The organism is Streptomyces sp. NPDC001796 (assembly GCF_042892355.1).
In the GTDB taxonomy this organism is placed as follows: domain Bacteria; phylum Actinomycetota; class Actinomycetes; order Streptomycetales; family Streptomycetaceae; genus Streptomyces.
Genome location: NZ_JBIAUC010000024.1, coordinates 1 through 11,458 on the forward strand (window position 1 = coordinate 1; position 11,458 = coordinate 11,458).

At 71.6% G+C, this 11,458-nt stretch carries 14 protein-coding genes; 5 read left to right on the plus strand and 9 right to left on the minus strand.

Annotated elements, in window-relative coordinates:
- Window positions 1-141 precede the first annotated feature (141 nt).
- The 4 genes from ACFYZE_RS31690 to ACFYZE_RS31705 all read right to left on the minus strand — a co-directional run bounded on the left by ACFYZE_RS31690 (window position 142) and on the right by ACFYZE_RS31705 (window position 2,677).
- On the minus strand, window positions 142-660 hold the full coding sequence (locus ACFYZE_RS31690; RefSeq protein WP_389001660.1) for a SixA phosphatase family protein: 519 nt from the start codon (window positions 658-660) through the stop codon (window positions 142-144).
- A gap of 142 nt (window positions 661-802) precedes the next feature.
- Window positions 803-1,015: a hypothetical protein gene (locus tag ACFYZE_RS31695; protein ID WP_389001662.1), complete on the minus strand. Its 213-nt coding sequence runs from the start codon at window positions 1,013-1,015 to the stop codon at window positions 803-805.
- Between the two features lie 186 nt (window positions 1,016-1,201).
- Window positions 1,202-1,318, minus strand: coding sequence for an SGM_5486 family transporter-associated protein (locus tag ACFYZE_RS31700; protein ID WP_103844373.1), 117 nt, complete (start codon window positions 1,316-1,318; stop codon window positions 1,202-1,204).
- Between the two features lie 54 nt (window positions 1,319-1,372).
- On the minus strand, window positions 1,373-2,677 hold the full coding sequence (locus tag ACFYZE_RS31705) for a CynX/NimT family MFS transporter (protein ID WP_389001665.1): 1,305 nt from the start codon (window positions 2,675-2,677) through the stop codon (window positions 1,373-1,375).
- 97 nt (window positions 2,678-2,774) lie between these two features.
- Here ACFYZE_RS31705 and ACFYZE_RS31710 point away from each other — a divergent pair, with 97 nt between their 5' ends.
- Entirely contained in the window at window positions 2,775-3,464 is a 690-nt protein-coding gene (locus ACFYZE_RS31710) for a FadR/GntR family transcriptional regulator (RefSeq protein ID WP_389001668.1), read from the plus strand.
- A gap of 7 nt (window positions 3,465-3,471) precedes the next feature.
- On the opposite strand, the gene ACFYZE_RS31715 is transcribed toward ACFYZE_RS31710, so the two are convergent.
- The 3 genes from ACFYZE_RS31715 to fabG all read right to left on the minus strand — a co-directional run bounded on the left by ACFYZE_RS31715 (window position 3,472) and on the right by fabG (window position 5,576).
- A complete protein-coding gene (locus ACFYZE_RS31715) occupies window positions 3,472-3,840 on the minus strand; it encodes a hypothetical protein (RefSeq protein ID WP_389001671.1) in 369 nt (122 codons plus the stop codon).
- Window positions 3,841-4,083: 243 nt separating this feature from the next.
- Entirely contained in the window at window positions 4,084-4,851 is a 768-nt protein-coding gene (gene fabI / locus ACFYZE_RS31720) for an enoyl-ACP reductase FabI (protein WP_389001674.1), read from the minus strand.
- Window positions 4,852-4,856: 5 nt separating this feature from the next.
- Window positions 4,857-5,576, minus strand: a complete 720-nt coding sequence (fabG, locus tag ACFYZE_RS31725) for a 3-oxoacyl-[acyl-carrier-protein] reductase (RefSeq protein ID WP_389001677.1) — start codon at window positions 5,574-5,576, stop codon at window positions 4,857-4,859.
- A 259-nt stretch (window positions 5,577-5,835) separates the two neighbouring features.
- Between fabG and ACFYZE_RS31730 the strand changes: the two genes are divergently transcribed.
- The gene (locus tag ACFYZE_RS31730; protein WP_389001680.1) at window positions 5,836-7,359 is read left to right on the plus strand and encodes a TldD/PmbA family protein; all 1,524 of its coding nucleotides are present in this window, start codon (window positions 5,836-5,838) and stop codon (window positions 7,357-7,359) included.
- 168 nt (window positions 7,360-7,527) lie between these two features.
- Window positions 7,528-8,922 (plus strand): metallopeptidase TldD-related protein, encoded by a 1,395-nt coding sequence (locus ACFYZE_RS31735; protein ID WP_389001683.1) that lies wholly within the window; start codon window positions 7,528-7,530, stop codon window positions 8,920-8,922.
- A 67-nt stretch (window positions 8,923-8,989) separates the two neighbouring features.
- Here ACFYZE_RS31735 and ACFYZE_RS31740 read toward each other — a convergent pair whose 3' ends face one another.
- Entirely contained in the window at window positions 8,990-9,265 is a 276-nt protein-coding gene (locus tag ACFYZE_RS31740; protein ID WP_389001934.1) for a GlsB/YeaQ/YmgE family stress response membrane protein, read from the minus strand.
- 265 nt (window positions 9,266-9,530) lie between these two features.
- On the opposite strand from ACFYZE_RS31740, the gene ACFYZE_RS31745 reads away from it, so the two are divergent.
- Together ACFYZE_RS31745 and ACFYZE_RS31750 are read left to right on the plus strand one after the other, a co-directional pair.
- Complete coding sequence (locus ACFYZE_RS31745; RefSeq protein ID WP_389001686.1) at window positions 9,531-9,926, plus strand: DUF3099 domain-containing protein; 396 nt, start codon at window positions 9,531-9,533, stop codon at window positions 9,924-9,926.
- A gap of 213 nt (window positions 9,927-10,139) precedes the next feature.
- Window positions 10,140-10,358 carry a hypothetical protein gene (locus tag ACFYZE_RS31750; protein WP_200423166.1) on the plus strand — a complete coding sequence of 73 codons (219 nt, stop codon included), beginning with the start codon at window positions 10,140-10,142 and terminating at the stop codon, window positions 10,356-10,358.
- Window positions 10,359-10,371: 13 nt separating this feature from the next.
- Here the strand turns inward: ACFYZE_RS31750 and moaA are convergent, their stop codons facing one another.
- Entirely contained in the window at window positions 10,372-11,361 is a 990-nt protein-coding gene (gene moaA, locus ACFYZE_RS31755) for a GTP 3',8-cyclase MoaA (protein ID WP_389001689.1), read from the minus strand.
- Window positions 11,362-11,458 lie beyond the last annotated feature (97 nt).

An 11,458-nucleotide genomic window follows, 5' to 3' on the forward strand; every position in this document is an offset into this window, starting at 1 on the left:
CCGCGGGGGGGGTCCCCGGGGTTGTGGGTGGGGGGGGGCCCCGCCCCGCCCCGCTTTTGGGGGGGGGCGGCGCCGGGGGGGGGGGGCCCCCCCCCGGGGGGGGGGCCCCCCGCCCCCCCCCGGCCGCGGGGGTCGGAGCTCTTACTCGCTGGGCGCCCAGTAGTCGAGCAGGGTGGCCGTGCCCGGTTCCAGCGCCTTCCAGGAGCCGTCGAAGGAGAGCACGGCGAAGGCGGCGGCCGGGAAGCCGCGTCGGCTCATCCGCTCGCGGGCATCGCCCTCGGTCGCGCCGGACAGGACGTCGGCGAGGCCCTGGATGCCGGGGTTGTGACCGATCAGGACCACGTTCCGCACGTCGTCGGCGGTTTCGTTGAGCACGGCGATCAGCTCGCCGGGCGAGGCCTCGTAGAGCCGCTCCTCATAGACGGTCTTCGGCCGATGCGGCAGCTCCTGGACTGCGAGCTTCCAGGTCTCGCGGGTGCGGACGGCGGTGGAGCACAGGGCCAGGTCGAAGGGGATGCCGGTCTCGGCCAGCTTGAGTCCGGCGGCGGCCGCGTCCTGGCGGCCCCGGTCGGCGAGCGGACGTTCGTGGTCGGGAACCTGCGGCCAGTCGGCCTTCGCATGCCGGAAGAGGACAATCCTGCGGGGTTCTGCGGAGCTCATGAGTCCCAGCTTCGCATGAAACAGGCCAACGGGCGCAGGGAGTTGGCAGCGCCGCGATCTGCCTGCTCACCGGCCTCCTCACCGCCCGGATCCGCGGGAAGCGCACCGCACCCGGGCGGTGTCACGCCCCGATCAGGCCGGGTCACCGCGCGTGGTGCGTCACCGCGTGCTGGACGCGCTCGAGGAGGTGGCTGAGGGCGGGGTCGCCGCCGGCGCTCGTGTCCGCCGGGTTGAGTATCAGGGCCAGCAGGGCGATGAAGGCGAGCGTGGGCAGGGCGAGGGCCCACCAGGGCAGCCGGATGTCGACGCCGCCCGTGGTCGCCGGGCGGGGCCGGGTGTGCGTACGGGCCGACATGGCTGCCTCCGTGGGTCCTCGAGTGGTCCATGGGCCGCTCTCGCGACCACATCTCGAAGGTACGGACGCGGCGGCCCTCAACCCATCCGGTGATCCACCCACTTGACCCTGACACTCACCCCCTAGGGGATGGTGGGGCCAGCACCACCATGGGCCGTCACCGGTGCGTGGACGGTGAGGCGATCGTCACGGCGAGGCGATCGTCGCAATGACGGCGATGATCGCGAAGATGGCGAAGAACGCGCCGAAGACGAGCAGCATCTTCTTCTGGCCGTTCTGGGGATTCGGTTCGAGCACGGGCATACGCCCAGTTTCGCACCCCTCCCCTGCTCGGGCCGCGGCGGGGCGGCCCGTCGCTCAGCGCGTCGCCTCGTCCTCCACGATCCGGTCGCGGCCTGCCAGGACGCCCACCGCGATCTGCGGGAGCATGAGCCCGGCCATGAGAGCGAGCGGCCGGCCCCAGCCGCCGCTGTGCTGGTAGAGGACGCCGACCAGCAGCGGCCCCGGGATCGACAGCAGATACCCGGTGCTCTGCGCGAACGCCGACAGCTTGACCACGCCCGCGCCGGTGCGGGCCCGCATCCCCACCATGGTGAGCGCCAGCGGGAAGGCGCAGTTGGAGATGCCGAGCAGCACCGCCCACGCCCAGGCCCCGCCCGCCGGGGCCCAGTACAGGCCCGCGTATCCGGCCAGACCGCAGACACCGAGCGCGATCACGATCGGACCCTGGTGCGGCAGCCGGGCGGCCAGTCGCGGGATGAGAAAGGCGAGGGGCACGCCCATCACCATGGTGACGGCCAGCAGCACACCGGCCGTGCCGGCGGGCACCCCGGCGTCGCGGAAGATCTGCGCCATCCAGCCCATCGTGATGTAGGCCGCCGTGGCCTGGAGCCCGAAGAAGACGGCCAGCGCCCACGCGGTACGGCTACGGGTGATCCTCAGCCCGTCGGGCTCCACGCGCGCGGAGGCGGTGTCGCTGTCCGCGGAGACGGTGTCGCCGTCCGCTGGACCGGCGTCGCGCGCTCGGGCGAACGGGATCCACGGCAGAACGGCCGCCGCCGCCAGCGCCGCCCACACGGCGAGCCCGGACTGCCACCGTCCGCCCAGGGCGTCGGTCATGGGCACCGTGAGCGCTGCCGCCAGGGAGGTGCCCAGGGCCAGCGCCATGGAATACAGGCCGGTCATCGAGCCGACCCGGTCGGGGAACCAGCGCTTGACGATCACGGGCATCAGGACGTTGCTGACCGCGATGCCCATCAGGGCGAGCGCGCTCGCCGCCAGGAAGCCGGCGGTGTTCCCGGCATACGGGCGGATCACCAGGCCGGCGGTGATCGCGGCCATTCCGGCGCACACCACGGCGCCCGGCCCGAAGCGGCGGGCGAGTCGTGGCGCCATGACGCCGAAGACGGCGAAGCAGAGGGGCGGCACGGAGGTGAGCAGGCCCGCGACACTGCCGCTCATGCCGAGCCCGTCGCGCACCTCTTCGAGGAGGGCGCCGAGGCTGGTGATGGCGGGCCGCAGGTTGAGGGCGCTGAGGACGATGCCGACGACCAGCAGACGCGTCCGCCACGCGCGCGTGGCCAAGACCCCGGCATCGACCTGCTTCCCCTCGGAAACGCGTATCGGTGCGGACGTCGTTGTTCCGGTCTCTTCGGATGCCATGCGACTATCATAGAATCATAGGATGATTATAGGTGCGGGGTTGCGTTACGCTCCCGATCATCCGGCCACGCCTCCCGGGCCCGCACGAAGGACGGTCATGCCGCTGAGCCACCCCCGCAGATCCGCGCTGTCCGAGCAGGTCATCGCCGAGCTGCGGAACCAGATCACCTCGGGTGAGTGGCCGGTGGGCTCCCGCATCCCCACCGAGCCCGAACTGGTCGAGCAGCTGGGGGTCGCCCGCAACACGGTCCGCGAGGCCGTCCGGGCGCTCGCCCACAACGGCCTGCTGGACATCCGCCAGGGCTCCGGCACCTACGTGGTGGCGACCAGCGAACTGGCGGGCGTGATGCACCGCCGCTTCGCCGGCGCCGACCCGAACCACATCGCCGAGCTGCGGCGCACCCTGGAGTCGAGCGCCGCCCGGCTGGCGGCCGAGCGGCGTACCGAGCGGGACCTCAAGCAGTTGGACACCCTCCTCCTGCGCCGTGCGGAGGCCTGGGAGTCCGGGGACGCGGAGGCGTTCGTGACCGCCGACGCGACCTTCCACCTGGCCGTGGTGGCCGCGTCCCACAACGACGTGATGACCGCGATGTATGCGGACCTGGGCGAGGTGCTGCGGGACTGGCTGCGCGGCGACGTCGGCGAGGAGCTCACGCCGGAGGCGTACATGGACCACACGGCGCTCGTGGACGCGATCCGCGCGGGCGATGCCGACGCGGCGGGCGCGGCGGCGGCGAGCTATCCGCGCATGTGCGGTCCGGGGCACCCGGAGTCCGTCGGCCGCTGAGGCCCACTCATCTGTGGTGGGTGACCCACACCGAGCGCACCGCCTCCCAGCACCGCCCGGTCAGCCGTACGGTCATCGCGGGCCCCGCCTCGGCCGGGGCGGTGTCGGTGTCGATGTCCCACCACTGGGCGCACTGGATGTGCAGGCTCACGCGATCGGTGTCCGGATAGGGGTTGTGGCAGTACGCGACGACATGGGCGCCGGTGACACCGATTCGGCACTCGGAGCCGAAGGGCGCCGGGTCGGCGGACTTTCCGGCGTCCTCGCGCGCGTGCGACGCGCTGCGCTTCCCGTGCGGCGGCATGGCGTCGTACGGCAGGACCGTCACCAGGGCGAGCGCGAGGAAGGCCGGGGCGAAGCGGTGGGACAAGCGCACAAGGGAACCTCCTCGGCCGTGCGGCGTGCGGGGCGGTGCGTTGCTCCCAGCGTGGGTCCCGGACGGCCCGGCACGCCCGGTCAGGTACTCCGAACGGGCGACGCCCCGCTCCCCGCGCGCAGCGGGAAACGGGGCGTCGGCCTCGTACGACCGGGCGATGCGGGTGCGTAAGCGATTGCGCAATCGCTTACGCGGGCCGAGAGCGCGCGTTCACGCACTCCACGGCGTACCCGCGGCGCGGGCTCAGGCGCCGATGGCGTGCAGTCCGCCGTCCACGTGGACGATCTCGCCGGTGGTCTTCGGGAACCAGTCGCTCAGCAGGGCGACGATGCCCCGGCCGGCCGGCTCCGGGTCCTTCAGGTCCCACTCCAGCGGGGAGCGGCTGTCCCAGACGGAGGCCAGCTGGTCGAAGCCCGGGATGGACTTGGCGGCCATGGAGCCGAGCGGGCCCGCGGAGACGAGATTGCAGCGGATGTTCTGCTTGCCCAGGTCACGGGCGAGGTAGCGGCTGGTGGCCTCCAGGGCGGCCTTGGCCGGGCCCATCCAGTCGTACTGCGGCCAGGCGAACTGGGCGTCGAAGGTGAGGCCGACGACCGAGCCGCCGTTCTGCATCAGCGGCAGGCAGGCCATGGTCAGCGACTTCAGGGAGTACGCCGAGACGTGCATCGCGGTGGCGACCGACTCGAACGGGGTGTTGAGGAAGTTGCCACCGAGGGCGTCCTGAGGGGCGAAGCCGATGGAGTGGACGACGCCGTCGAGGCCGCCCAGCTCCTCGCCGACGACGTCGGCCAGGCGGCCGAGGTGCTCGTCGTTGGTGACGTCCAGCTCGACGACCTTGGTGGGCTTCGGCAGCTTCTTGGCGATGCGCTCGGTCAGGGTGGGCCGCGGGAACGCGGTCAGGATGACCTCGGCGCCCTGCTCCTGGGCGAGCTTCGCCGCGTGGAAGGCGATCGAGGCCTCCGTCAGCACACCGGTGATCAGGACGCGCTTGCCCTCGAGAATTCCGCTCATGGTGATCAGTGACCCATTCCCAGTCCGCCGTCAACGGGGATGACGGCTCCAGTGATGTACGAGGCGTCGTCGGAGGCGAGGAACCGCACCGTCGCGGCGATCTCCTCCGGCTGCGCGTACCGGCCGAGCGGCACCTGCGACACGATGCTCTCGCGCTGCTCGTCGGTGAGCGCCCGGGTCATGTCGGTGTCGACGAAACCGGGGGCGACGACGTTGAAGGTGATGTTGCGCGAGCCCAGCTCACGGGCGAGGGAGCGCGCGAAGCCGACCAGGGCGGCCTTGGAGGCGGCGTAGTTGGACTGCCCTGCCGAGCCGAGCAGTCCGACGACCGAGGAGATCAGCACCACGCGGCCCTTCTTGGCGCGCAGCATGCCGCGGTTGGCGCGCTTGACGACGCGGAAGGTGCCGGTCAGGTTGGTCTCGATGACGGAGGTGAAGTCCTCCTCGGACATCCGCATCAGAAGCTGGTCCCGGGTGACGCCGGCGTTGGCGACGAGGACCTCGACCGGGCCGTGCTGGGCCTCGATCTCCTTGTAGGCCTGCTCCACCTGCTCGGTGTCGGTGATGTCGCACTTGACCGCGAGGCAGCCCAATTCCTTCAGGGCGGCCGGAGGCTCACCCGAGCGGTACGTGATCGCGACCTTGTCGCCGGCGTCGGCGAACGCGCGGGCGATGGCGAGGCCGATGCCCCGGTTGCCTCCAGTGACGAGAACCGAGCGGCTCAACGGATCACCCTTTCGTTAGCGGTCAGGAACCCCTGCAGGACAGGCGCCTACGTCGAAAACCTATCGGTCCACCCGGCCGCGCGAACAATCGGGCACCGACAGTGGCGTGGGGGACTCACTGTCGGGTCCCTACAGAAGCGTCCGCCGTGGAGACGGTCCCGGACGGCCGGGTCCGGCCACCGGACGCAAAGGTGTGGTCCCTGCGCCCGCCCGCGCGACATGATCGGACCCGACAGGCCACGACAGCAGGGAGACCTCCGTGCCTCATTCCATCGACGAAGCCTTCACGGCACTGCCGCTGCGGGCCCTGGCCGACGCCGCGCTGGCACGCGCGCGGTCGCTCGGGGCCGAGCACGCCGACTTCCGGCTCGAGCGGGTGCGCAGTGCCGCCTGGCGGCTCAGGGACGGCAAGCCCGCCGGGTCCTCGGACACCACCGACCTGGGGTACGCGGTGCGGGTCGTGCACGGCGGGACCTGGGGGTTCGCCTCGGGTGTCGATCTGACCCAGGACTCCGCCGCCAAGGTCGCGTCGCAGGCCGTGGCGATGGCGAAGCTGTCGGCGCAGGTGATCAAGGCGGCGGGGTCGGACGAGCGGGTGGAGCTCGCGGACGAGCCGGTGCACTCCGAGAAGACGTGGGTCTCGTCGTACGAGATCGATCCCTTCACCGTGCCCGACGAGCAGAAGACGGGTCTGCTCGCCGAGTGGAGCGGGCGGCTGCTCGCGGCCGACGGCGTCAACCACGTGGACGCCTCCCTGCTGACCGTCCACGAGAACAAGTTCTACGCGGACACGGCGGGGACCGTGACCACCCAGCAGCGCGTGCGGCTGCATCCGCAGCTGACCGCCGTGTCGGTGGACGAGTCCACGGGTGAGTTCGACTCCATGCGCACTCTGGCGCCGCCGGTCGGGCGCGGGTGGGAGTACCTGACGGGCACCGGCTGGGACTGGGACGCGGAGCTGGAACAGATTCCGGGGCTGCTCGCCGAGAAGATGCGCGCGCCGAGCGTCGAGGCCGGGGTGTACGACCTGGTCGTCGACCCTTCCAACCTGTGGCTGACCATCCACGAGTCCATCGGGCACGCCACCGAACTGGACCGGGCCCTCGGCTACGAGGCCGCGTACGCCGGCACCTCCTTCGCCACCTTCGACCAGCTCGGCAAGCTCAGGTACGGCTCCGAGCTGATGAACGTCACCGGCGACCGCACCGCCGAGCACGGGCTCGCGACGATCGGGTACGACGACGAGGGCGTGGCGGCCCAGTCCTGGGACCTGGTCAAGGACGGAACGCTGGTCGGCTACCAGCTGGACCGGCGCATCGCGAGGCTCACCGGCTTCGAGCGGTCCAACGGGTGCGCGTACGCCGACTCCCCCGCGCACGTGCCGGTGCAGCGCATGGCCAACGTGTCGCTGCAGCCGGACCCGGCCGGACTGTCGACGGAGGATCTCATCGGGGGCGTGGACCGGGGCATCTACGTCGTCGGGGACCGCTCCTGGTCCATCGACATGCAGCGCTACAACTTCCAGTTCACCGGGCAGCGGTTCTTCAGGATCGAGAACGGGCGGATCACCGGTCAGCTGCGGGATGTCGCCTACCAGGCCACGACGACGGACTTCTGGGGCTCCATGGCGGCCGTCGGCGGTCCCCAGACGTACGTCCTCGGCGGCGCCTTCAACTGCGGCAAGGCCCAGCCGGGCCAGGTCGCGTCCGTCTCGCACGGCTGCCCCTCCGCTCTCTTCAGGGGAGTCAACATCCTCAACACCACGCAGGAGGCGGGTCGATGAGCGTCAGCCGCGGCGTCGGCCGGGGGTCCGGGGGTCGTCCCCCGGGACAGCACAGTCTCAACACCACGCAGGAGGCCGGTCGATGAGCGTCAGCCGCGGCATCGGCCGGGGGTCCGGGGGTCGCCCCCCGGGACAGCACAGTCTCAACACCACGCAGGAGGCCGGTCGATGAGTGCCCGTACGAACAAGCCGCACGAGATCGTCGAGCGTGCTCTCGAGCTGTCCCGCGCGGACGGGTGTGTCGTCATCGCCGACGAGCACTCCACCGCCAATCTGCGGTGGGCGGGCAACGCGCTGACCACGAACGGTGTCACCCGCGGGCGCACCCTCACCGTCGTCGCGACCGTCGACGGCAAGGAGGGCACCGCCTCCGGGGTCGTCTCCCGCTCGGCGGTCACCGCGGACGAGCTGGAGCCCCTGGTCCGGGCCGCGGAGGCCGCCGCGCGCGGCGCCGGGCCGGCCGAGGACGCGCAGCCGCTGGTCACGGGCGTGGCCGAGTCGCCGGACTTCACGGACGCGCCCACAGAGACCTCCTCCGCCGTCTTCACGGACTTCGCGCCGGCGCTCGGCGAGTCGTTCGCGCGAGCCCGTGCGGGTGGGCGCGAGCTGTACGGCTTCGCCAACCATGAGCTCGTGTCGACGTACCTGGGTACGTCCACCGGGCTGCGCCTGCGCCACGACCAGCCCAACGGCACGCTGGAGCTGAACGCGAAGTCCCCGGACCGTACGCGTTCGGCATGGGCGGGGCGTTCGACCCGTGACTTCAAGGACGTCGACCCGGCGGCGCTGGACGCGGAGCTGGCCCAGCGGCTGGCGTGGGCGGAGCGCAGGATCGAGCTGCCCGCGGGCCGCTACGAGACGCTGCTGCCCCCGACGGCGGTCGCGGACCTGCTGATCTACCAGCTGTGGTCGGCGTCGGCCCGGGACGCGGCCGAGGGCCGTACGGTCTTCAGCAAGCCCGGCGGCGGCACCCGCGTCGGCGAGAGGCTCTCCGAGCTGCCGCTGACCCTGCGCAGCGATCCGAACGAACCAGGTCTGGAGACACCGCCCTTCGTGGTCGCGCACGCCTCCGGCGACGACATGTCGGTGTTCGACAACGGGCTGCCGGTGCGGGCCACCGAGTGGATCGGCGGCGGCGAGCTGAAGCACCTGACGACCACCCGGCACACCGCGGCCCTGACCGGGCTGCCGCTCGCGCCCGCGATCGGGAACCTGATCCTGGACGGGGGCGCCGACCGCTCCTTGGAGGAGATGGTCGCCGACACCGGGCGCGGGCTGCTGCTGACCTGCCTGTGGTACATCCGCGAGGTCGACCCGGCGACCCTGCTGCTCACCGGCCTGACCCGGGACGGCGTCTACCTGGTCGAGAACGGCGAGGTCGTCGGCGAGGTCAACAACTTCCGGTTCAACGAGTCCCCGGTCGGCCTGCTGGGTCGCGCCACCGAGGCCGGCCGCACGGAGAAGACCCTGCCGCGCGAGTGGAGCGACTGGTTCACCCGAGCCGCGATGCCGCCGCTGCGGGTGCCGGACTTCAACATGAGCTCGGTCAGCCAGGGCGTGTGACGCCCTGGGGCACGCAGGGCAGGAAGGAGGGGCGGTCCCGTCATGGGCCCGCCCCTTCGCCGTACCGTCATGCCCGCTGTCTGCTGCCCCTGCGTGTCATGTACGCCATCTCGCCGACGAAGACGAGGAGGACCGCCGCGGCGAGCTGGAGGCCGTGGCGGCCCCAGTCGATGCCCGGGGTGGCGGCGATCCCGATGGCGCGGGCGACAGCGTTCCCCACGAGGCCGCCGATCGTGCCCAGGAGGGTGGTCAGCCACAGCGGGCTGTGCTGTCTGCCCGGCAGGATGAGCTTGGCCAGCAGGCCCAGCACGAATCCGACGATGATCGCCCACAACCAGCCCATGGCTGCCTCCTCGACTCCTCGCACCTTGTACGGCTCGACGTGAGACGTGAGCAGTACGCCCAGTCTCGGACCGCCCGCCGTACGGCGCACGCCGGGATCACCCGTACGCAGGGTCCGCGGTGCGTTCACGCAGGCAGGCGGTGCCCCGGTCTCGATGGCGCCCGGGGCGCGGCGTAACGTGGTGAGTGTTCGGGCTCGGGTCCTGACCGGCTACGCGGCAGGTACGGGCCGGGGAGAGTCCGGGACAGGCGGGTGGTGTGGTGTGATGCGGAAGCGGAGCGGCGGCGGCAGCGCCCAGGTGTTCCGGATCACGGGCGCCCGGCAGGGGCTCGAGGCGGACGTGCGCGGCCGGCAGCGCCGCTATGTCGTGTCGATGAGCATCCGTACGGTGTCGGTGATCCTCGCGGCCACCCTGTGGAACGTGGAGCGGCCCGTCGCGATCATCGCGCTGGTGCTCGGCGCTGCGCTGCCCTACATCGCCGTGGTCATCGCGAACGCCGGGCGGGAGAACGCGCCGTCGCTGCCGTCGACGTTCATCAACGTGCCGGTGCGTCCGATGATCGCGCCGCCGGCGGCGGACGCATCGAAGGAATCCGGTCAGGACGACGCCCCGGCGGAGCCCGCGGCCGGAGTCCCGGGCGAACCACGCGAGCGGACCTGACCACGACGGATGCCGGGCAAGCGGAATCGCCCCCCGCACCAAGCTCAGGAAAAGCTCAGATCAATCATGTTGTTCCGGTGCCGGGTACAGGGTTACCCGTGACATACTTCGTACGCGCTCCGCATCCCCCGTCGGAGCGACAGACCGACGCCGGGCAGCTCCCCCCGTGGCTGCTCGGCGTCGCCTTGTTTGCCGTGGCTGTGAGACGAAGCTGTGACTGACGAAACCCCGATCTGCTCCGCCAAGGGCTGCCGTGCCGACGCCGTGTGGGTGCTGGCGTGGAACAACCCGAAGATCCACACGCCGGAGCGCCGCAAGACGTGGCTGGCGTGCGAGGAGCACCGGGAGCATCTGTCGCAGTTCCTCGGTGTGCGGGGGTTCCTGAAGGACGTCGTCAAGCTGGAGGACTGGGAAGCGCCCGAGGGCGCCTGACACCCCAGCGGTACTAACCCCCGATCGCCGACATCGGCCGGTCCGGCTGGACGAACGACGGGTCGTCCAGGCCCGCGCCCGCCTTCTTGCCCCACATCGCGAGCCGCCAGATGCGGGCGATCTCCTCGTCCGGAGCGCCGGAGCGGAGCGCGCCGCGCAGGTCGGTCTCCTCGGTGGCGAACAGGCAGGTGCGTATCTGGCCGTCGGCCGTCAGGCGGGTGCGGTCGCAGGCCGCGCAGAACGGGCGGGTCACCGAGGCGATGACGCCGACGCGGTGCGGACCGCCGTCGACGAGCCAGCGTTCGGCCGGGGCGGAGCCGCGCTCCTCGGCTTGCTCCGGGGTCAGCTCGAAGCGGGTGCGCAGCGAGGCGAGGATGTCCCCGGCGGTGACCATGCCCTCGCGCTTCCAGCCGTGCTGGGCGTCCAGGGGCATCTGCTCGATGAAGCGCAGCTCGTAGTCGTGCTCGATCGCCCAGGCGAGCAGGTCCGGGGCCTCGTCGGCGTTCAGGCCCGGCATGAGGACCGCGTTGACCTTGACCGGGGTCAGGCAGGCCTCCCGGGCGGCCGTCAGGCCGTGGAGGACGTCCTTGTGGCGGTCCCTGCGGGTGAGGGTCTTGAAGACGTCCGGGCGCAGGGTGTCCAGCGAGACGTTCACCCGGTCCAGGCCCGCCGCCTTCAGGGCCGCCGCGGTGCGTCCGAGGCCGATGCCGTTGGTGGTGAGAGACATCTGGGGGCGGGGCCGAAGGGCCGCGACCCGCTCCACGATGCCGACCAGACCGGGGCGCAGCAGAGGCTCGCCGCCGGTGAAGCGGACCTCCTCGATGCCCAGTGAGGTGACCGCGATGCCGATCAGGCGGACGATCTCGTCGTCTGTGAGCAGGTCCGGCTTGGCCAGCCACTGCAGGCCCTCCTCGGGCATGCAGTACGTACAGCGCAGATTGCACCGGTCGGTCAGCGAGACCCTGAGGTCGGTGGCCACCCGGCCGTAGGTGTCGATGAGCACGTGGGCCCCCTCCCTCGTCGCGGATCACAGATTCTCCGTCACCCGTACTATCACCTGCGAGCCTACGTGACGCGACTGACAACGACAGCCGCCCGTT